At 40.9% G+C, this 19,622-nt stretch carries 22 protein-coding genes and 1 pseudogene; 6 read left to right on the forward strand and 17 right to left on the reverse strand.

Going from position 1 to position 19,622, the window contains the following annotated elements; translation table 11 throughout:
• Positions 1-57 precede the first annotated feature (57 nt).
• The 3 genes from ureG to ureE all read right to left on the reverse strand — a co-directional run bounded on the left by ureG (position 58) and on the right by ureE (position 1,847).
• Complete coding sequence (gene ureG, locus PUQ00_RS27090; protein WP_300422443.1) at positions 58-654, reverse strand: urease accessory protein UreG; 597 nt, start codon at positions 652-654, stop codon at positions 58-60.
• Positions 655-733: 79 nt separating this feature from the next.
• Positions 734-1,426, reverse strand: coding sequence for an urease accessory protein UreF (locus PUQ00_RS27095; protein ID WP_300422444.1), 693 nt, complete (start codon positions 1,424-1,426; stop codon positions 734-736).
• A complete protein-coding gene (gene ureE / locus PUQ00_RS27100; RefSeq protein WP_300422459.1) occupies positions 1,401-1,847 on the reverse strand; it encodes an urease accessory protein UreE in 447 nt (148 codons plus the stop codon). The genes PUQ00_RS27095 and ureE overlap by 26 nt, the downstream gene beginning before the upstream one ends.
• A gap of 57 nt (positions 1,848-1,904) precedes the next feature.
• Here ureE and PUQ00_RS27105 point away from each other — a divergent pair.
• Together PUQ00_RS27105 and PUQ00_RS27110 are read left to right on the forward strand one after the other, a co-directional pair.
• Positions 1,905-2,129, forward strand: a pseudogene (locus tag PUQ00_RS27105) (Uma2 family endonuclease); the annotation flags it as partial.
• A 604-nt stretch (positions 2,130-2,733) separates the two neighbouring features.
• Positions 2,734-4,329, forward strand: coding sequence for an alkaline phosphatase family protein (locus tag PUQ00_RS27110; protein ID WP_300422461.1), 1,596 nt, complete (start codon positions 2,734-2,736; stop codon positions 4,327-4,329).
• 401 nt (positions 4,330-4,730) lie between these two features.
• Here the strand turns inward: PUQ00_RS27110 and PUQ00_RS27115 are convergent, their stop codons facing one another.
• From PUQ00_RS27115 to PUQ00_RS27125, 3 genes are all read right to left on the reverse strand, one after another.
• Positions 4,731-5,027 carry a hypothetical protein gene (locus tag PUQ00_RS27115; protein ID WP_300422463.1) on the reverse strand — a complete coding sequence of 99 codons (297 nt, stop codon included), beginning with the start codon at positions 5,025-5,027 and terminating at the stop codon, positions 4,731-4,733.
• A gap of 178 nt (positions 5,028-5,205) precedes the next feature.
• Complete coding sequence (locus tag PUQ00_RS27120; RefSeq protein ID WP_300422464.1) at positions 5,206-6,972, reverse strand: ATP-binding protein; 1,767 nt, start codon at positions 6,970-6,972, stop codon at positions 5,206-5,208.
• Between the two features lie 53 nt (positions 6,973-7,025).
• The gene (locus tag PUQ00_RS27125; RefSeq protein WP_300422466.1) at positions 7,026-9,632 is read right to left on the reverse strand and encodes a PAS domain S-box protein; all 2,607 of its coding nucleotides are present in this window, start codon (positions 9,630-9,632) and stop codon (positions 7,026-7,028) included.
• Positions 9,633-9,914: 282 nt separating this feature from the next.
• On the opposite strand from PUQ00_RS27125, the gene PUQ00_RS27130 reads away from it, so the two are divergent.
• A complete protein-coding gene (locus PUQ00_RS27130; protein WP_300422493.1) occupies positions 9,915-10,502 on the forward strand; it encodes a Uma2 family endonuclease in 588 nt (195 codons plus the stop codon).
• Between the two features lie 114 nt (positions 10,503-10,616).
• On the opposite strand, the gene PUQ00_RS27135 is transcribed toward PUQ00_RS27130, so the two are convergent.
• Complete coding sequence (locus tag PUQ00_RS27135) at positions 10,617-11,708, reverse strand: hypothetical protein (protein ID WP_300422468.1); 1,092 nt, start codon at positions 11,706-11,708, stop codon at positions 10,617-10,619.
• Between the two features lie 315 nt (positions 11,709-12,023).
• On the opposite strand from PUQ00_RS27135, the gene ada reads away from it, so the two are divergent.
• Both ada and PUQ00_RS27145 read left to right on the forward strand, forming a co-directional pair.
• The gene (gene ada / locus PUQ00_RS27140) at positions 12,024-13,109 is read left to right on the forward strand and encodes a bifunctional DNA-binding transcriptional regulator/O6-methylguanine-DNA methyltransferase Ada (protein WP_300422470.1); all 1,086 of its coding nucleotides are present in this window, start codon (positions 12,024-12,026) and stop codon (positions 13,107-13,109) included.
• On the forward strand, positions 13,093-13,755 hold the full coding sequence (locus tag PUQ00_RS27145; protein WP_300422472.1) for a DNA-3-methyladenine glycosylase: 663 nt from the start codon (positions 13,093-13,095) through the stop codon (positions 13,753-13,755). Before ada ends, PUQ00_RS27145 begins: the two co-directional genes overlap by 17 nt.
• Here PUQ00_RS27145 and dapF read toward each other — a convergent pair.
• Positions 13,739-14,578, reverse strand: coding sequence for a diaminopimelate epimerase (gene dapF, locus PUQ00_RS27150; protein ID WP_300422473.1), 840 nt, complete (start codon positions 14,576-14,578; stop codon positions 13,739-13,741). The genes PUQ00_RS27145 and dapF overlap by 17 nt on opposite strands.
• Before the next feature lie 69 nt (positions 14,579-14,647).
• On the opposite strand from dapF, the gene PUQ00_RS27155 reads away from it, so the two are divergent.
• Positions 14,648-14,863, forward strand: coding sequence for an RNA chaperone Hfq (locus tag PUQ00_RS27155; protein ID WP_300422475.1), 216 nt, complete (start codon positions 14,648-14,650; stop codon positions 14,861-14,863).
• Positions 14,864-15,198: 335 nt separating this feature from the next.
• Here the strand turns inward: PUQ00_RS27155 and PUQ00_RS27160 are convergent, their stop codons facing one another.
• The 9 genes from PUQ00_RS27160 to PUQ00_RS27200 form a co-directional block, all read right to left on the reverse strand.
• A complete protein-coding gene (locus PUQ00_RS27160; RefSeq protein WP_300422477.1) occupies positions 15,199-15,579 on the reverse strand; it encodes a DUF423 domain-containing protein in 381 nt (126 codons plus the stop codon).
• A gap of 71 nt (positions 15,580-15,650) precedes the next feature.
• The gene (locus PUQ00_RS27165) at positions 15,651-16,130 is read right to left on the reverse strand and encodes a hypothetical protein (RefSeq protein WP_300422479.1); all 480 of its coding nucleotides are present in this window, start codon (positions 16,128-16,130) and stop codon (positions 15,651-15,653) included.
• Positions 16,131-16,291: 161 nt separating this feature from the next.
• Positions 16,292-16,978, reverse strand: coding sequence for a magnesium protoporphyrin IX methyltransferase (gene bchM / locus PUQ00_RS27170; RefSeq protein WP_300422481.1), 687 nt, complete (start codon positions 16,976-16,978; stop codon positions 16,292-16,294).
• A gap of 386 nt (positions 16,979-17,364) precedes the next feature.
• Positions 17,365-17,739 carry a DUF4288 domain-containing protein gene (locus PUQ00_RS27175; protein WP_300422483.1) on the reverse strand — a complete coding sequence of 125 codons (375 nt, stop codon included), beginning with the start codon at positions 17,737-17,739 and terminating at the stop codon, positions 17,365-17,367.
• Positions 17,740-17,758: 19 nt separating this feature from the next.
• Positions 17,759-18,106, reverse strand: a complete 348-nt coding sequence (locus tag PUQ00_RS27180) for a DUF5615 family PIN-like protein (protein WP_300422485.1) — start codon at positions 18,104-18,106, stop codon at positions 17,759-17,761.
• Entirely contained in the window at positions 18,103-18,423 is a 321-nt protein-coding gene (locus PUQ00_RS27185; RefSeq protein WP_300422486.1) for a DUF433 domain-containing protein, read from the reverse strand. The genes PUQ00_RS27180 and PUQ00_RS27185 overlap by 4 nt, the downstream gene beginning before the upstream one ends.
• A gap of 64 nt (positions 18,424-18,487) precedes the next feature.
• Positions 18,488-18,904, reverse strand: coding sequence for a putative toxin-antitoxin system toxin component, PIN family (locus PUQ00_RS27190; RefSeq protein ID WP_300422488.1), 417 nt, complete (start codon positions 18,902-18,904; stop codon positions 18,488-18,490).
• Positions 18,870-19,118 (reverse strand): hypothetical protein, encoded by a 249-nt coding sequence (locus tag PUQ00_RS27195; RefSeq protein WP_300422490.1) that lies wholly within the window; start codon positions 19,116-19,118, stop codon positions 18,870-18,872. Before PUQ00_RS27195 ends, PUQ00_RS27190 begins: the two co-directional genes overlap by 35 nt.
• A 57-nt stretch (positions 19,119-19,175) precedes the next feature.
• Positions 19,176-19,622, reverse strand: a 447-nt coding sequence (locus PUQ00_RS27200; protein WP_300422492.1) for a tetratricopeptide repeat protein, incomplete at its 5' end; no start/stop codon positions are given.

Raw genomic sequence — 19,622 nt, forward strand, 5'->3', positions numbered from 1 at the left:
CTTTATGGGTAGAGTATTCTGAATTCTGAATTCTGAATTCTGACTCCTGTTTTATTTTTAACAGATATTTGTGCAAACAAAGTTAATTACATCTGCAAGTCCTGACTGAGTTTTTAAATTAGTAAAAATAAAAGGTTTATCACCGCGCATTTTCTTAGCATCCCGTTGCATCACACTTAAATCTGCACCAACATAGGGTGCAAGATCAGTTTTGTTAATCACCAACAAATCAGACTTAGTAATGCCGGGGCCACCTTTGCGGGGAATTTTATCGCCAGCCGCAACATCGATGACGTAAATCGTTAAATCCACCAATTCTGGACTAAAAGTAGCAGCCAAATTATCACCACCACTTTCCAAAAAGACCAAATCCAAATCGATAAAACGTTCCTCTAACTGTTCAATTGCTGCCAAATTCATCGAAGCATCTTCACGGATGGCAGTGTGAGGACAACCACCAGTTTCTACACCCAAAATCCGATCGCTTGCCAACGCCTGAGAACGCACTAAAAACTGAGCATCTTCTTGAGTATAAATATCATTTGTCACCACCGCAATCTGATACTGCTCACGCAATCCTTTGCATAAAGCATCCACCAAAGCCGTCTTCCCCGAACCCACTGGGCCAGCAACCCCTATTCTAAATGCATTCATTCTTATTTGTCCTTTGTCACTTTTCCTTAGTAGATGGTTATTAGTTCTTAGTTTTTGACGAATGACGAATGAGGAATGACTAACTCCTAAACAACCTTGTATACTGCGTTTCATGCTGCATACTCGCTAGGGACAAACCCCAACTACAGCAGGCGAGTTGATCATCCTCTAACGCTAGAATTTCCAATGCCGCAGCACTGAGTAATGGTTGCAAATCTAGCAATAACTGCTGTCCTGCTGTTTGTCCAAGGGGAATAAGTTTCACGCCACCAGTAATCAAATTACTTGCCCAACTATGCAGATATCCGAGTAGTGCGGCTTTGATACTGATTTGCCAATGGGCAATGGCAATGCCAAAAGCGATCGCAAAATTGCAAGGATTACCTACAGTATTAGCAATAGGCATAATCTGCGGTTCTAGTTTACCAAGTAATTGGATGAGCGATCGCCCCATCTGCCAACTAGAGGCGCGTAATTCTTCTGTTTCCCTAGCAGCCGATAACCAGAGATTCCAACGGCATAGCGACTCCACATCACCCATTTTTGCAGCTTGCTCAGATCGTACCATCACCGCCGCCTCTAACCGAATTGCCCCACAGAGCAACTCTGCTTTTAGCCAATGTTTGAGATGTATCTGGTTAGCGATCGTACCATTTTCTACCAACATTTCCAAACCTTCAGAATAACTATATGCTCCCACAGGCAAAGCGGGGCTAGCTAGCTGTAAAATGCTCAAAAGATGGCTATCAGTGAGCATGATATTGTTGTCCATAAGCTCCCAATTCTGGCTGAAACGGTAAAATTTCCTCTTTAACTTCTAACCCCAGTTGTTCCAACATCGTGCGTAAAACCGAATCTGAGGACAAGCGTAAATAAGTTGGGGTAATTTCTACAGGTACATGACGATTTCCCAAATGGTATGCCGCCCGTAATAATAAAAGTGGTGTTTGGGCAAAAGCAGTCAGTACTAGTTCTGGTTTGGCAGTAATTCTGATTAAACTGCTATGGGTTTCTTCTTGCAGAATATCGCCATCCTTTAACACAGTTCCTCTGGGTAAATGTAAAAACACAACCTTACCATCTGCCGTTTCAAAGCGATGACGACTGCGGGTACGTTCTTCTGCTGTCAGCGCCAGAGTAAAAGTGACTACGGCATCGCGATTAGGTGGTTTAAGTTGGGTAAATGTCAGCATAGAGAGTTTCGCCTGATCTTCCGCTTTTCATTATGGTTCTAATTTAACGAATTACGAATTACGAATTACGAATTTCGAGACAAAGAAGCAAAACTGAAACTTTATTCAGTTCAAGGCGTGCGTGAATATTGGATTGTTGATCGCTTCACTCAAAAAGTCGAAGTTTATCGGCGAGAAAAAGCAGAATTGGTTTTAGTTGCTACTTTGTTAGGCGATGATGAAATAACATCACCACTTTTACCCGGATTTTGTTGTTGTATCAGTTGCTTTTTTCCTGAGTAATAACAAATTCGAGCATATTTCTGAAAAGCTAACCGCTAGATATATAGGAATCCTAAATCATTCATTAAAAGTTAGATCCCCGACTTCTAAAAGAAGTCGGGGATCTGGACACCGATAATTTTCACAAATCAGATAGGATTGCTATAGATGCAAATATTGATTCCAAAATGGATGATATTAAACCTGCAATTTTACGGACAAGGTTGATAGCCGCAACATTAGAAACTCATAATTCTTGTAGAAGCACTGACTTTTCACGGTATCTGGAAAACCTCTCTTACAAAGTTGAGGCAGTCCGTTGCCGAGGTTCCCTCCGTTGTAGGAACTAGCTCGACTTTGCGCTTTTTAATTATGAATTATGAATTAATAATTATGAATTAGGTTAAATCATGCCTCCTTGCCAGTCAACTGGTTTCACCTCATAACCTTTTGTCACTATTTGACATAACCTTTTCTTAATATTTGACTCATATCTTGAAGTTGAAAATACCGGGGTTTCTATTGAAGATTTAGTAGTCTTTTGTCAAGCTTTATTGACATAAGCTGAACTGTGACTATCAAAAATAACTTCTAGAACTCTGTTTACACAGCACATCCAAACATCATGATACCAATTCAATACTTACAGGCTCCAGTAATTAGATATGACTATTCCTCGCCCATAGTCAGAATAGCTGATAACTGGAAAAAGGATGATAAACCCTTCTATAAGCATCCTGGGAAGTTTAAGAGTGTGCTGTTACTATCAATTGATGGTTTGCGTCAAGCAGATTTGGAAGATCCCAAACTACAACTCTATTTACCAAACATCAATAGTTTGAGACAAACGGGTATCAGTTACACTAACGCTTTCACTAGCACTCCCTCCGATTCCTTCCCTGGTGCATTAAACTACTTAACAGGAGCAAGTCCCAAAACGACTGGGGTTTATTATGATGATACATATAGTCGGATATTATCAGACAAACCAGGAGATCCTGCTGGTATAGAAGTTGAATTTGCGGAAAACATTGATAAAAACTCGAATCTCCTCAGCGGGGGGGGTGACTTCGGGATAAATAGTATTGACCCAAGCAAATTACCAGTAGACAGTAATGGAAATCGTGTCTATCCTCACAACTATTTGAAAGTAAACACCATTTTTGAGATCGCAAAAGCTTCAGGTTTGCACACTGCATTTATTGATAAACATCCTGCTTATGATATTGCCAATGGCCCTTCTGGTAAGGGAGTTGACGACTTCTACGCCCCAGAAATTAATGCCCAAGTTGCCTTAGAAAATGGCAAACTTGTAGACCAATCAACAGCGCATAATCCTGCTAATCTGACATTTAAAACGACAACTAAAGACACTAACCTCACGGAAGCTTACGATGATCTGAAGGTAAATGCAATACTGAACGAAATTGCTGGAAAAAATTCACGAGACACAACTAAACCCGGAACTCCCGCCATTTTTGGCATGAATTTTCAAGCTCTCAGCGTATCCCAAAAGGATGCCAGCAGTAATGGTGGTATTGCCACTAATGGCACACCTTCGTCAGGATTAATTAATGCTCTAGAACATACGGATGCCAGTATCGGCAAGATAGTAAATACCTTAAAGCAACAGGGTAAATTTGACTCGACACTAATAGTTTTGACGGCGAAACATGGTCAAAATCCTCGTTTGGGAACAGCTACCCTGATTCCCGAAAATACTTTTACAGATGCCCTAACGAAAGCTGGTATCATAGTTAATCAAGCTACTCAGGATGATGTTGCTTTACTCTGGCTTAAGAATCAAAGCCAAGCCAGTACTGCAACAACTGTTTTAAAGAAACTGGCAAATCCAGCAATTGATACAGTTTATTCAGGTGGTGCGCTATTGGCAGCAGGCTTTGACAATCCGTTGCAGGAAGATCGTACTCCTGATGTGATTATCAAACTTAAACCAGGATATGTGATTTCAAACAGCACCAAAAGGGCAGAACACGGCGGTTTTTCTGATGATGATACCCATATTTCTCTGATCCTCAGTAGTCGGGGACTAGAAGCTCGTGTTAAGGGGACTTCTCAGATTAAGAAAGTTTCTAGCAAACAAATTGCAGTTACAGTATTGGAGGCATTGGGACTTGATCCGATGAAACTCCAGGGAGCTAAGTCTGAAAATACACTCCCATTACCAGGGACGGAGATCGAAGATGCCAGGAACTTTTGAGAATTTTTCAAAAGAGATTTGCGGTAGTTAAACACATCACCACAAAAACGGGATCGTACTCAATACTGCTCGGTCAAGAATATTCATAGGTTACTTGAGGAACGAAACCCAACATTTTGCTGAGTTTGTTGGGTTTCGCAAAGCCTTAACCCAACCTACAAATTTTTATTTTTTCGGTTTAACCAAGCAGTATTGGGATCGTACTAAGTAATACTCTTAATTTCACTTTATGCGATCGCTCAAATAGATGCGATCGCATTTATTTATGTACTTTTACCCATAATTTTTTTTAGCAACCCCTAGATTAACATTATTTAAGCATGAATTTAAGCAGATTTATGCAAATAAAAAAAGGAGAATATTGCTACTCTCCTAACATAATATGAAAGAAAATTTTCAGCTTAGTGATTAAAATAGGCTTGGCGTTGACGCAATTCACGAGCGCGTTGTTCACGGGCTTGGCGTTGACGCAATTCACGAGCGCGTTGTTCACGGACTTGACGCTCACGCAATTCACGAGCGCGTTGTTCACGGACTTGACGTTCGCGTTGAACTTTACTGTTATTAAAAGCTACAGTATCACGATTAAAATGATCATGCTCAGATTTAAATTCAGCAGCATTAGCATTTTGAGAAAGAGCCGCAATTGAAGCAGCTGCTAATAAGCCTCCAAGAAGAATAGATTTAAAGCGGTTCATATATCCTTTAATCTCCGTTGCATTGCTTGATTTGTATATTCTCAATTTAATCGGAATAATCAGGTACGCACCTGTGCCAAAAGTCACCTTTAAATGGTTACTTTTGTCACTAATACTATGATTTATATTTAATTTTTAATATCGTTTTAAACTCTCACGAATGAACCAGTATGCCTAGTCAGCTAATAGGTAATGTAAACCAGAAGGTTGCCCCTACATGCAATGCACTGTTCACACCAATTTCGCCGCCGTGAGCATTGATGATTTGCTTACACAGATACAAGCCCAATCCCAAGCTTACAGAATTGCCGATACTTGCACCCCGAAAATAAAGGTCAAAAAGCCGATCGCTTTGTTTTTGACTAATTCCCACGCCATTATCACTGACAGTACAATAAATTTTGTCATCCTTACGGGTAGCATTGATTGTCAAAACTAATTCCGGGGGATTGTGTTTCAGAGCGTTGACAATTAAGTTAGAAAAAACTCGCCATAGTTGCGTGGGATCAGCATTCACTAATGGCAAATCTGCGGACACTAGATTTATCAGCTTGGCTTGATTTTGTGCTAGCAATGGCTCTAAATCTGCGATCGCAGCTTCGATAACTGTCAGTAGTTGTATGGGTTGGCGTTGCAAAATAACACCTTGCACCTCGTTGACATGAGCTTCCATCAACGAATTAATTAAATTAAGTTGGCGATCGCTACTTTGAATCATCCGCTCTAAAATTGAGCGTGAAATCGAAATATTTTCCTCTGGACGTGAAAGCAAGTTTTTTAGCACCATTAAAGTACCCAGCACTGGGTTGCGTAAGTCGTGAGAAACTGCATGAAAAAATACTCGTAGTTCTTCTTCAGTTTGTTTGCGCTGGGTAATGTCTTCAATCAAACCTTCGTAGTAAAGCAGCTTTCCCTGTTCGTTATGCACTGCGTAGGCTTTTTCCGAAATCCAGACAATACTTCCGTCTCGGCGATAAATTTGGGACTCAAACTCGGAAACGCTGCCATACTTTTCCATTAGACGCACAAATTCTGCGCGGCGGTTCGGATCAATATACAGTTGATGTTCAATATCAGTGAAATTTGCTGTCACCTCCTCTGCTAAGGAGTAGCCATAAATCCGTGCTAAAGCCGGATTTGCCGTAATGTAACGTCCATCGGGACTGCTTTGAAAAATCCCTTCAACGGCGTTTTCAAAAATGCTACGATATTTAGCTTCTGCAACCTTGAGTTTTTGGTAGGCAGATTCCAGTTCTTGACGAGCGTAAAACTCAGACCGTTGCAGGCGATCGTACAGATAAACACCAATATCACATATAGCACAAAACCAAAAAATGTATAAGATAAAGGTTACATTATATATTTCTGGGTGTTGGGGGATTGGTGTTTTTAGTCCAAGTGCCGTATTTATACCAAAATAGTAAATCAGCACACTTGCTTGAGATAGCAAGTGAAGAATCCAGCAGACGGGCATCAACACAGCTTGACTTAAAAACAGCAACGACCAACCGACGGTATCGGGTAGTGCGAAACCTCTGATGGTTGCAAACAATTGCGATGCTAAACTAATTGACCAAGAAGACCCCAAAAATAATAAATCTGGATGATCACGACCTAACTTCGTTTTATGTAAGGCAAAGCAGATCAGTATATTCAGAACCATTGCAATATTGATTACAAGGCGTTCCGTTCTAAGTAGTTGTGGCAGCTTCTCTAACTCTTGAAAAGGGGAAAAAAAGCCGTAAATGTCTCGCAAAGTAAAAGACAAAAGACAAATTAGCACCAGCCATAACCATAAACGCAATCTCTGCCACAAAAAACGGTTACGCCAAGCTTTGTAAAGAGTAGTGGTTTCATCTGTTGTTGGTGCAGAAAAGGTTTTTCTCCACCACCTTTGCACTGTTGTAAATTGAGTAGACATTAGCATCCGAGCAACTTTGCCCATACCGTCGAGAGTATTTCCCTTACTGGTTATTTACTCTCGCATTTTTTGGTGATTTATGGGCGATTTGTTGCGGATGAAGTTGCTAGAGGTAATGTAAACCAGAAAGTTAACCCGCGCTTGCGGTTACTAATAACACCAATTTTACCACCATGTGCCTTGATAACTTTCCGACAAAGATACATTTTTAAGCCAATGCTTGTAGAACAAGAATCTTGGGGATCGCGGACATGCAGATCAAAGAGGCGATCGCACTCTACTTTACTCATCGCTACACCGTCATCTTGAATCTGAGTGCGAATCATTCCAGCTTCAACGCCGGCACTCAGAATCAAATTTAATCCTGGAGGATTATTTTGCAAGCTATGTGTTATTAAATGTGCCAAAACTTTCTGCAACCAAGTTCCATCTGCCATTATTAACGGTAAATCTGCGGGAACCAAGTTCTTCAGAGTCGCTTGATTTTGTGTCAGCATAGGTTCCAACTGGGCGAATATTCCTCCCAGTAGGGTGCTAATTTGCACAGGTTCGGGCTTGATGTCAATACCCTGTTTTTCACAGGAATTAATTTCTAGCAATGAGTTAATCATCGTCAGTTGGCGATCATTGCCTTGAATCATCCGCTCGATGATTGAGCGAGATACTTGAATTGGGGCTTGGGCATGGGGCATGGGGCATGGGGCATGGGGAGGAGACAAGGGAGATTCTTCAATAATTCTTCCTTGTCCCCCTTGTCCATCTTGTCCATCTTGTCCCCTTGTCCCCCTCCCCCCTCCCGACTCCCGACTCCCGACTCCCTGATTTAACAAATTCTTTAACACCATCAAGTTACCCATCACCGAAGTTCGTAAATCGTGGGCAACGGTATGCAAAACAACATCTTTGACGCGATGCAATTTTTCAACTTCTTGCATTTTCTGCTGCAACTGTGCTGTCCGTTCTTGTACTTGGTATTCTAAATTAGTGTTAAGTTCTGCTAGTTTTTGGCATATCTGGCTTTGCTGAATGGCGATCGCTACCTGTTCTGACATCTGCTGTAACAAGTCAATTTCTATTGGCTGCCAATGACGCGACCCTGAGCATTGATTAGCAATTAACGCCCCAAAAAATTCGTCACCTAACCTAATTGGTACAGCCAAAGTGGCCTGCGTTTTGAATTTTCGATAGTGTGCTTTTACTCTGGGAGATACTGATATTTTTGTTATATCTTCAATGACACGGACAAGATTATCTTTTAGTAAGTTTCTTAATTCTTGTAGATAAGCTTCATCATTAGTAGACCAACCTGTGACTGATGGATACTTGGGATCTACTGATTCAGCAAGAGTTTTGACTCCTAAATTGGCATTATTTAAACCAATGAAAACTCGATCTGCTTGCAGAAATTGCCTGACTTCCGTCACAGTGGTTTGGAGAATTTGCTCTAAGTTAAGCGAAGACCGAATTCGCACTAAAGTTTCTGCCAATAAGCGATCGCGTTGTGCACAAAGGCGTAATTGCGCTTCTACCTGTTTACGTTCTGTAATGTCGTGATGGACTGCTAGGATGCTCTTGTTACCATTCAAATCAATGATTTCGGCTGAAAGCAGTGCTGTAATTATCTTGCCAGACTTTTGCCGAAATTCAAATTCCCAGTCGCGAACAACTCCTGTGTCCTGCAACTCCTGTAACAAATTTAGGCGATCGCGATCGTGTACCCAAAAATTTAATTCAAAAGAAGTTTTACCAATCACCTGATCTCGCTCATAACCTGAAAGTTTCACAAAACTGTCGTTAACTTCGATAAAGCGTCCTTCTTGCAGCGTACTAATAGTAATTGAATCGGGGCTGCAACTAAAAGCTTTAGAGAATTTTTTAGCCAGATTTTGTAACCTGACTTCAGCTTGTTTGCGTTGTGTGATATCTCGCACAATTGCTAGGATCTCATCTTGACCACTGACTACCAACCGCGCTTCATAATCTCTCACTCCCAAAGGGGTTGCTAGCTGATATTCGCAAGTTTGCAAAGTTCCAGAATCTAAAGTTTTAGCGATCGCTACTTGGCTAATCGCCGCAACATCACTAGGCAATAATTCTTGCAAATTTTTTCCCACGATTTCTTCTCTCGAAAGAGTGATATTTTCTGCCTCACTTTTTAAATCGAGATACTCGCCATCACGGCTGATGCGAAACATCAAATCGGGGATAGCATCCAAAATTGCTTTATACCGCGCCTCACTCTCTTGCAATTTTTCTTGGGCTTGTTTTCGGTCTGTAATATCCATAACTAAGCCATTCCAAAGAACATCGCCTTCTGCTTGTAATTCGGGTTGCGAAGTACCTTGAATCCACTTAAGTTTGCCACTAGGCGTAATGATCCGACCTTCCCAATGCCAAGGTGTAAGAGTGGTTCTACAAACAGTAATAGATTCTGTAAAAGCTTTTATATCCTGTGGATGAATTAGTTTGTCTAGCACCTGGAAGTCTGCCTGTAAAGCTTCTGGTTCTAATTCATACAAATATTCACAACCAGAACTAATATAAGGGACAAATACAGAACCATCCTGCCGTTGCAGAACTTGAAAAATCATTCCTGGTAAATTGACAGCAATTTTTGAGATCAGGTTAATAGCCTCTTGCTGGCAATTTGGTGCATACAGCCATTTTACAACGGTTTCATCCACTCTTTGACCCTTTGATAGACAAGCTATTGATGTACAATAAAAAGCCAGAATAACCAATTTAACAGTTCTGATTCTGTAGGCATAATCGCTAACAGAATCAAAACAGTACCTTATTTCAGAGTAGTTCCTGATGAGGCGATCGCATTCACCCAATCGGGTGAACCAGTTGGCAAAGAGCGAATTAGTTAAGGACTAAAGTCCTGACTACAAACTTATTTACCCAGCATAGTTGACTTTACAGACTACTAGAATAGATATATGGCTTCTCCCCAAACTGATAACATGAATAATACCACCGTCAGTTTACCTCCTACCCTCGAATTAAACATCGACCTGACTGACGAGCAATTTTTTCAGCTTTGTCAAAATAATCGAGAGTTAAAGTTTGAGCGGACAGCTTCAGGGGAGTTAATTATTATGCCACCTACGGGGAGTAGCACTAGTGACCGGAATGCTGATTTAACTTATCAATTACGAGATTGGAGTCGTCAAAATCAGCTAGGGAAATCCTTTGACTCTTCTGGTGGTTTCAAACCTCCCAATGGTGCAGAGCGTTCTCCAGATGCGTCTTGGGTGAAAATGGAACGCTGGAATGCTTTGAGCGAAGTAGAAAAAGAAGGATTTGCTCCTTTGTGTCCCGATTTTGTGGTTGAGTTAATGTCTCCTAATGATTCTTTAGAAAAAACACCAGCCAAAATGAGGGAATACATGGAGAATGGCGCAAGATTGGGCTGGTTAATTAATAGAAGGCAGCAGCAGGTAGAAATTTATCGTCCCAATCGAGAAGTTGAGATTTTCCAAAGTCCTAAAACTCTATCGGGAGAAGATGTTTTGCCAGAATTTGTTTTAGATTTGGCGGAAATTTGGTGAGTAATTACTTACCCTAAATCATTCGTGAAAAACAAGATCCCCGACTTCTTAAAGAAGTCGGGGATCTGCGCGTTGCAATTCTCACAAATCAAATAGGATTGCGATCGTACAAGATTATGATAATTGAATTTCACGAATAGCCCAAACAAGTACTTCCAAAAACTGTCTGAGAACTATCTCATCATTCAGAGCAGAAAAGGGAATATACCAGCAATAAGGATTAATAGAAATTGATGTTCCTATGACAGATTTAAATCGAGTCAGAAGTTCTGCTTTCTTATCTTCTAAATTGAATGGCGGCTCGTAGGCGCAAATTTCTACAGTGGCATTACTCCAAACTCGGAAAAAAGTGCGATTCTTTCCCTTGTAATTAAATTTAGGAACAAAAGAGGCCTGACTTCTACCTGTACCCCATTGAATCTGCAACGTTTGAATCGTCGCCCATTCTAGAATCAGACTGCCGACCTGAGCAGCTTTTGGGCTGTATTTAGTCTCAACTTCTTTCAGAAAAGATGATGCATCCCATTGTCTTTTCTCTAGGGGTAGTGGGGAAGTACTCTTAATTTGACCAATCACTCTAGGAACCAAAGTTTTCAAACCCTGACCCACATATTGTTTAATCTCGACTGCGAATACCTGTGCCGGACTCATTTGCCGATTTAAAAACTCGACTATCCTCTGAAGTTCGACAGGAATCTTATCAGCCACAAAGACGAGACGGACTTTACCTAATTGCAAATTTGTTTTAACTTGTTGCCAAAACTTTTCTAAATCAGCCTCTTCGTTGCCAATTAAATCCATTAGTAGCTGTTCAGTATTGGAATTAGCTTCAAACTGGGCGCGGATTTTCTCAATTGACCAATAAACTACGGCATTAGCCGCATAGTCAAGCATCTGACCAACCACTTCTCGCCGAATGCGGGTATCAGTGCTGCGCTTAACTTCTACAATGGTGGGAATTCCATCTTGATCGAGAAATAAATGATCAAGTGCCCAACGTCCAGCACTGTCTTCGCTATCTGGTATTTCTATCTCCCGTGAGATTAATAACCAGCGTCTTGGTGCAGCACTGTCTATCTGTTCTCCTGCTAGCAAACTGGGATAATCAGCTAGTAGCTTTTGTAGCCCATACTCTGATTCATACGGTTCTTCCTTCATTTCAACTAATTGACAATTATCCTGAATCAGGTAAATACCACCACTCATAAAAATTCTGCTGTGTTGACCTAATTTAAGGTTCCCGGTTTTATTGAGCAGTGAACATCGGTTCAGCGAGTTTGTAAATTAAAAAACTGAGATAATCAACTTTGATCGCAACAATCAGATAGAAAGTAGTTTTTCCATACCTTAATCTAGTGTTATATCAAGCTTAGTACGTAGCGATATATCTGGAAAACCTCTCTCTAAATCTCTCTCCTAATAGGAGAGAGACTTTGAATTCTCCCCCTTCCCTACAAGGGAAGGGGGCTGGGGGGTTAGGTTTCGCCCTGTGATTTACCAAAAAGGGTAGAGGAGGCATCAATGCAATTACACCAGACATCAGTTTTAGAAGAAACCCTTTGGGAAGCAGTTCTCAATCGAGATCCCACTTTTGAAGGCAAGCTTTTTTACGGTGTTCGTTCTACGGGCATTTATTGCCGACCGATTTGCCCTAGTCGCAGACCAAATCGCCATCAAGTTTATTTCTTTGAGTCAGCACAAGAGGCTGAAATTGCAGGTTTTCGACCTTGTAAGCGCTGTCAGCCACAATCTGAAACAGTTCCAAATCCAGGCAAAGCGAAAGTCTTAGCAGCATGTCGATACATTGAAGCACAAAGCGATCGCATCCCAACTCTTTCGGAATTATGCTCTCAGGTGGGAATGAGTCCCAGTTATCTGCAAAAGCTATTCAAGCAAATAATTGGCGTATCGCCCTTTCAATATGCAGATGCGCTGCGTAGCCAGCGATTGAAACAGCGTCTCCAGTCAGGGGAAGAAATTGCTCATGCAGTTTACGACACAGGTTATGGTTCAAGTAGTCAACTGTATGAAAAAGCACCTAAGCAACTGGGAATGACACCAAAGACTTACCAACAAGCTGGAAAGACAATCAGCATTGTTTATGCGATCGCTCCATGTCCACTAGGATATTTGCTTGTGGCAACAACAGAAAAGGGTATCTGCGCCGTTAAACTAGGTGATGAAGCAGACAAGCTTGAACAGACTTTGAACCAGGAATTTCACCAAGCGCAGATCATGCGTGATGACCACACGCATAAGGAATGGATACAAGCAATCCTCGAATTTATTGCCGGAGATGAAACCCATCTCGATTTACCACTTGATATACGCGGCACAGCATTTCAGAAACAGGTTTGGGAAGCATTACAGAAAATTCCCTATGGCGAAACCCGCACCTATGCTGATATCGCTCGTAATATTGCCAAGCCGCAGGCAGTCCGCGCCGTGGGAAATGCTTGTGGAGCTAATCCTATAGCGCTGATTGTACCATGTCATCGTGTGCTACGGAGTGATGGCAGTCTTGGTGGTTATCACTGGGGAATTGAGCGCAAACAAAAACTGCTTATACAAGAATCAAAATTGATCAAAGATGACTCAAACACTTAAACTAGAATCGCTGACTGAAGAAAGTCTAACCCGTGGTTTGCTGGTGCTTGCCAATCTTGACAGCGATTTGGCTCGAATTTTAGAAACACTGGGGCCTCCACCGATATGGTCAAGAGAACCGGGTTTTACAACGCTTCTGTGTATAATTCTGGAACAACAAGTTTCTGTAGCAGCTGCAAGGGCTGTATTTAGCCGACTATGTGAGGTTGTTGTAACTCTCACGCCAGAAAGTTTTCTGACATTGGATGATGTTCAATTGAGAGGAATTGGATTCAGTCGGCAAAAGATTCTATACTGTCGTGGGTTGGCGAATGCGATCGCAAGTGGTCAGCTTGACCTAAGCAAGCTGGAAAGCATGGACGAAATTACTATCAGAACTGAGTTAAAGCGTCTCAAAGGTATAGGAGACTGGACAGTTGATATTTACTTGCTAATGGCGCTGCAACGTCCTGATATCTTTCCCAAAGGTGATTTAGCGATCGCGATCGCTTTCCAAAAACTCAAAAACTTGGCGACGCGTCCAACACCAATTCAACTAGAAGCAATGACACAGCACTGGCAACCCTGGCGGGCTGTTGCTGCAAGACTTTTATGGCACTACTACTTGAGTAATGCCAATAGTAAATCAGTTACAGTTTCCCAGTGAATACCCTCTGGGCTGGGCCTGTCATGTAAACTCTTTGGTCTACTTCTGACCATTCAATTTGCAAACAGCCACCAGGTAATTCGATCGTGGCGGTGCGATCGCATTTTCCAGTTAGCACGCCAGCTACCAAGGAAGCGCAAGCACCAGTACCACAAGCTAATGTAATCCCAGCACCCCGTTCCCACACCCGCATTTTCAAATAGTCACGGCGTACCACTTGCATAAATTCCGTATTTATGCGTTGCGGAAAAGCTGGGTGATGCTCGAATTTGGGGCCGATGGTTTCTAGCTCAATTGCTGCTACATCTTCTACAAAAGTGACGCAGTGGGGATTTCCCATACTGACACAGGTGACTTCCCAAGTTTGCCCCGCCACCTCTAACGGCTGAGAAATTACTTTTTCTTGGGCAGGTGCAAGATTAGTCGGAATTTCGCCAGCGAGTAACCTGGGTAAACCCATGTCTACTTTAACTTGACCATTAGCTAAGATTTGGGGAATCATCACACCAGCTAGGGTATGAATGCGATATGAGTCTTTATTCCGGGATTCGCCTTCTAAGTCTGCTAAAAAGCCAGCTAAACAGCGAATGCCATTACCACACATTTCTGGTTCTGAACCATCGGAATTAAAAATCCGCATAGTGTAGTCAGTGCCATTTTCTCCAGGTAGGCCAAAAATTACACCATCAGCACCGATACCAAAGTGGCGATCGCACAACTTAATGGCTTGCTCTGGTGTCACTACAGGCACAGATGAGGAGCGATTGTCAACCAGAATAAAGTCGTTGCCTAGACCATGATACTTAGTAAATTCGATTGCCATTTCCTTAAGGATGAATTATCAAGGATTAGTTACTCTTTATTTTGCCTTGTAGGTTCATCTTTACTAAAAATGCTTACCGAATTTGACACCACTTTGCCTAGTATTAGACAAGTCCAAAACCTGATTAAACATACAATGCCAGTAGAGTTCAAGCTACTCACTGGTGATCTAATCATAGGAAAGGTTTTATGGCAAGATCCACACTGTATCTGTATTGCTGATGAAAACAGTCAGCAAACCACTGTTTGGAAACATGCGATCGCCTATATTAAACCAAAGAGTTAAGTAGGTCGGCGCAATTAAAGCTAACTAGTGAAGGCTGTCATTTGTCCTTTGTCATTGGTCATTAATAAGGGCTTTAAGCCTATTTACGTTTGGTAACATACTTAGTTTTTTTCGTGCCAACTTACTTAGTCATTTGTGAATAACTGGTAATTTTAACCAAATGGAGTTAAGAGTTTTTTACTCCTAATATCATGTCCGGGCAATTAAGCATAATACCCGGAACCCCAAAGAGCCAAAGCTGCGCTTTAGCTTCCCTCCCCGCTTGCGGGGTGGGGTTCTTTTATTATGTATGGGTAATTTGGCGAACATGATATAACTCCTAACTCCTAACTTTTTTACAACTTCAAATTCCAAGCGGCAAAAGCTAAAGCACCCCAACCAGCAATCAAGGCTGTACCGCCTAGTGGTGCGATCGCTCCCAAGAATTTAATACCGGTTAAGCTAAGGACATACAAGCTGCCTGAGAAAATAGCAATGCCAATGATAAACAGCCATCCACTGGCTACGAGAGTGGGTTGAGGAAATTCGGTGCGACTAATTAGTAATGCTACGAGAAAAAGTGCTAGAGCATGATACATTTGGTAACGAGCGCCAGTTTCAAAAACTTCTAGCGATCGTTCACTAATTTTTTCCCGCAAGGCATGGGTAGCAAAAGCACCAGCAGCAACTGACAAACCGCCTAAAATGGCAGCTACGCTCAAAAAAATCTGCGTCATTAGACCTAGCTTTAAGTTTAAGATCGTCATTGGTCATTAGTGAATCACAAAGAACAAATGACAAATGACAATTAGACATCAAAATGATATGATACGGCCCCTTCTTCGTTCACCTTAAAATTTGCATTAAATTCTTTAGCTTTTTGATCTAAATATTGTCTGGCGTTGGCTGCGGGTAGTTGTGACTGCATTGCAAAGCCTAAAACAGTTACGCGCCCCTGATTTTCTTGTAGCATCTCATAAAAAATTGATTGCAGGCGATCGCTAACTTGTTGATTAAGTACCTTTTTCTCCTGTCGGCTTTGACGGTATAATCCCAATGCTAAGCATGTACCTAGTGTTAGGGTAGGAACGCCAAAAATTAGACCACCAACAGCACTATTCTCATCTTCATAAGTAGCATTTGGGGCGGTAAAAGTATCCCCATCTTGTACTGGTATGTATATTTTACGTGCGGCAAATTTTTCCAATGTCGCTGTTGCTGATAGCGTTAAAAACATGAATCCGAGTGTCAGTAACCAACCGGCAGCCAATTTTTCAGCAGTTTTCATAGTTCGACTTCAGATTTACACTTTGCTAGTGATTTTAACCTGACTTTCGCAAAGGTTCCAATATATCAATCTACTCTTGATGATCGCTTTGTAAGCGCTTCAGCCTTAAAATTATCAAATCGCAGCAAAGGTATAGTATTGATCTTGCTGCGATTTTAACTTTACTTACGTGTAGCTTCCAGTAGGCGGGAAAAATAAAAACGAGTCCGAGTCATCGACTGTCGTTGCAATGAAAAGCCATTACTTTCTAAAATTTTCACTACATCAGCTTCACGATGCAAATATGCACGAGTCGCTTTACTGGGGCCAGGAAAGAAACTGCCAATTTTCTTGAGTATACTTAGGGCGCAGGTCTTCGGTGCAAAACTGAGAATTATCCGCGACTGTGCCAAAGAACAGAGGTGAGAAATCATCTCATCGGCTTTTTCTTGGGGGTAGTGGATGAGAACATCCAAGCAAATAACCGTATGGTAACTACCACTCAACGATTCCAAATCCTGCACAGCAAAAGTGGGATTTTCGGCATTTGGCAAGGTAAGCTTTGCTCTATGCTTGCCTTCTTCTACCATTTTTTCAGAAATATCGGTGGCATAGACTTTAGCGCCATCTATCGCTAGGGGGATGCTGAGACTACCGACACCACACCCAGCATCGCAAATTGATAGCTCTGGTAAATTGTTATCAGCTTTCAGCCAGCTGAGAACTGTATCCACGGTTTGCTGGTGTCCATTGCGGATGTCTAGTTGGATTTTATTGACTTCGCCATCGCCGTAGATTCGCTTCCAACGGTCAAACCCTGTGGAATTGAAATACTCGCGAACAATCGTTTTATCGTCGGCTACGTTCATAAACTTTGATTTTTAGGGGTTCCCAATGCTTAAAATTATCATTGATGGGAACCCAGAGGAGCGCACTTTCATATTTTTCCAGATATAGTTTGCGTATAAGCAAATATACTCGTATGTGGAGAAAAGTTAGAGTGTCGGCTTTCAATTATAAATTCCATTGTTGTTTCAACCTGTAGATGTAGACAACCCTTATTAAGGTAAAATTCTGGTTGCGATCGCAACATTTATGCTATTAAAGATTAATTGTCTGTAACCAATAAAACTGAAACATCCAAAAAGAGCCTCATTCGTGATGTGCGGGTCAACGCAAGTAAAATGGAAAGTTAAAAACAATTGCGATCGCTTTTGGTTCAGTGATGGGAATTGACAAGAGCGATCGCATGGTTTTATAACTCTTCTCCAAATTGCTCTTGAGATAATAATGGCTCAAATGATTGGTAAGCCTCATAGTTCCGAAAATGTCGAGCATATAAATCAACAATATCCTCAGATGAATCAAAGTCATCATACAAAACTGAATTCACATCTACTACTTGCTGTAAAGACCAAGTAATAGTTTCTCCATTCTCATTTATATAGCTGACACTTTCATTTTTACCATGATTCAAAGCCTTTACTTTTGCTTTCTTTAAAGAAGCGGCTTTAATCAAAACAAAGCTTTCTTGGTACAAAGGTTGATAATCAGGTTTATCTGAAGATGATATATAGAGAATTATAGCAATGTAGAAGGATTTTGCTTTATTCGCACTTTTAGTTTCCATCTCATGTTCTCCACGAGTCTTACAAGGGTAAGTATTGAACAAGATTTCTTAATTCTTCAAGATAGGCTGTTTTAGCAATAATTTCTAAATCACGAACACAATCGCCAACAGTAACTCTGAGTTTATGAGCATAAATAACACCAGCAAAATTTATTTGTTTGTCTTGACGATGGTTGGCTTCAGCTAGAAAATCGTCATCTTGGGAAAACAAAATACGCTCAAGTTCTGTGGCACGGTCAAGTATAAGAGGATCAGAAAAGCTAGTTCGCCCATCTTCTTGTACTGTTAATACATCTACACCCCGAATCCGTAATCCATCTGTAATTCCTCGATGCACATTCTCATCAATATAAAGAGCAACGCTCATTTAATTAATCCTTCTGCACGGAGTCTTTTTGCTAATGGAGATTCTCCTGTTTCTAAACGTAATCTTTCCGCATACTCAAAACGTTGCTGCATATCAGTATCAATTTCTTCTTTATGTTCCCAATAATAAGCTAAAGAAGAATAAATCTGGCTCATGCTCAAATGTGGATATTGAAAATGTAATTCTTCTGGACTCCAACCATAAGCATGAATAGAAGTAATTAATTCGACAACTTTCATGGATGTTCCTTTAATGAAAGGAATATTGTCTTCATCGACTAAAATATGTTTATATTCAGTAGTAGTTGTTTGAGTCATAATTGTTGTTTATTTATCCAAGTTGTCCGTAGCTGTTTTTTGAATTTACTATTATTCAATAAATTTATAATTTCAGTAAGAATTCTTGATAGGTAACAATTTTAGTATCTTCAAATTTTGCAATCTCTAATAAATCTTTATCTCCTGTGAGTAAAAAATTAGCATCACTATCTTTTGCTAGTGCTAAAAGATAATTATCTTTTGCATCCCGACAAAGAGAAACTTCGGGTGTTATATCTATAAATAAACTAATGGTCCGTAAAATTTGAATTAATTCATCGACTTTGTTAAGCGTAAAATATTTTTGTAACTTAGGACGTTGAGTAACCAAGATAATTTCTTCTAATATCTCTTCAGAAACTACCACTTGAATTCTTTCTTCAAGTAAAAGATTTTGTAGTTGTTTTAATTCCTTACCAATCATAAAGCTAATCCAAAGATTAGTATCAATGATTATCTTGATTGTTTTGTTTTCTGGCATAAATTTGAGAACGGACGATTTCTACTTCCTCTGTAATTTCCTCTAGAGATAATTCATCGGTTTGAAATATTTCTAGTAACTGTGTTAACTTTTTATTCAAAGTTTCTTTTTCTAGCTCTTTGCTAAGTAACAATTTTTCTGAATCAGAAAGTTGTTTAACTAGGGTAAGAATTTGTTCAAATGTCAACGGGAGTTGATAGGTATTTTGTAACATAGTGTCAAATATCATCCTGTCTTAAATTTATGTTCATCACTATTCCTACACCTTATTTTACTGCCGAAACCAACTGCGTACCCAACGCCACAACCGACGCAACCACACCCAAAACCCACGACGGGAGACTACAGGCGTTTTTGGTTGAGAAAGACGCTCAATTGCATTGTTGCAATCTAGTACATTAGCATTAAGTCCCATCGCCTGATAAAGTTCGCGGGCGTTGCGATAAGCACCCAGCGCGTCTGATTCTCCGTTGAGGTTTTCTAATGACAGACCTAAATTAAACCATGCGATCGCTTCCCCTCGAATATCGCCTATCTCCCTTTTGATTTCCAAAGACTGCTGGTGGAACTCAATCGCCTGTTGGTACTGTCCCAGGGAGTTGTAAACACTGCCCAAATTGACCAAGGAAGCACCTTCGCCATTGCGATCGCCTATCTCCCTTTTGATTTCCAAAGACTGCTGCAAGAACTCAATCGCCCGTTGGTACTGTCCCAGGGA

This window comes from Nostoc sp. S13 (genome assembly GCF_029379315.1).
GTDB lineage: Bacteria > Cyanobacteriota > Cyanobacteriia > Cyanobacteriales > Nostocaceae > Nostoc.

Bases quoted from the DNA above. Each gene is read 5' to 3' on its own strand.
- PUQ00_RS27130 (WP_300422493.1), top strand. From the start codon at position 9,915: ATGAATAATACCACCGTCAGTTTACCTCCTACCCTCGAATTAAACATC.
- PUQ00_RS27160 (WP_300422477.1), bottom strand. From the start codon at position 15,579: ATGACGCAGATTTTTTTGAGCGTAGCTGCCATTTTAGGCGGTTTGTCA.
- PUQ00_RS27180 (WP_300422485.1), bottom strand. From the start codon at position 18,106: ATGAGCGTTGCTCTTTATATTGATGAGAATGTGCATCGAGGAATTACA.
- PUQ00_RS27165 (WP_300422479.1), bottom strand. From the start codon at position 16,130: ATGAAAACTGCTGAAAAATTGGCTGCCGGTTGGTTACTGACACTCGGA.
- PUQ00_RS27095 (WP_300422444.1), bottom strand. From the start codon at position 1,426: ATGGACAACAATATCATGCTCACTGATAGCCATCTTTTGAGCATTTTA.
- ureE (WP_300422459.1), bottom strand. From the start codon at position 1,847: ATGCTGACATTTACCCAACTTAAACCACCTAATCGCGATGCCGTAGTC.
- PUQ00_RS27175 (WP_300422483.1), bottom strand. From the start codon at position 17,739: ATGGAAACTAAAAGTGCGAATAAAGCAAAATCCTTCTACATTGCTATA.
- PUQ00_RS27110 (WP_300422461.1), top strand. From the start codon at position 2,734: ATGATACCAATTCAATACTTACAGGCTCCAGTAATTAGATATGACTAT.
- ada (WP_300422470.1), top strand. From the start codon at position 12,024: ATGCAATTACACCAGACATCAGTTTTAGAAGAAACCCTTTGGGAAGCA.
- PUQ00_RS27185 (WP_300422486.1), bottom strand. From the start codon at position 18,423: ATGACTCAAACAACTACTACTGAATATAAACATATTTTAGTCGATGAA.
- PUQ00_RS27120 (WP_300422464.1), bottom strand. From the start codon at position 6,972: ATGGGCAAAGTTGCTCGGATGCTAATGTCTACTCAATTTACAACAGTG.
- PUQ00_RS27190 (WP_300422488.1), bottom strand. From the start codon at position 18,904: ATGCCAGAAAACAAAACAATCAAGATAATCATTGATACTAATCTTTGG.
- ureG (WP_300422443.1), bottom strand. From the start codon at position 654: ATGAATGCATTTAGAATAGGGGTTGCTGGCCCAGTGGGTTCGGGGAAG.
- dapF (WP_300422473.1), bottom strand. From the start codon at position 14,578: ATGGCAATCGAATTTACTAAGTATCATGGTCTAGGCAACGACTTTATT.
- bchM (WP_300422481.1), bottom strand. From the start codon at position 16,978: ATGAACGTAGCCGACGATAAAACGATTGTTCGCGAGTATTTCAATTCC.
- PUQ00_RS27145 (WP_300422472.1), top strand. From the start codon at position 13,093: ATGACTCAAACACTTAAACTAGAATCGCTGACTGAAGAAAGTCTAACC.
- PUQ00_RS27195 (WP_300422490.1), bottom strand. From the start codon at position 19,118: ATGTTACAAAATACCTATCAACTCCCGTTGACATTTGAACAAATTCTT.
- PUQ00_RS27155 (WP_300422475.1), top strand. From the start codon at position 14,648: ATGCTTACCGAATTTGACACCACTTTGCCTAGTATTAGACAAGTCCAA.
- PUQ00_RS27135 (WP_300422468.1), bottom strand. From the start codon at position 11,708: ATGAGTGGTGGTATTTACCTGATTCAGGATAATTGTCAATTAGTTGAA.
- PUQ00_RS27115 (WP_300422463.1), bottom strand. From the start codon at position 5,027: ATGAACCGCTTTAAATCTATTCTTCTTGGAGGCTTATTAGCAGCTGCT.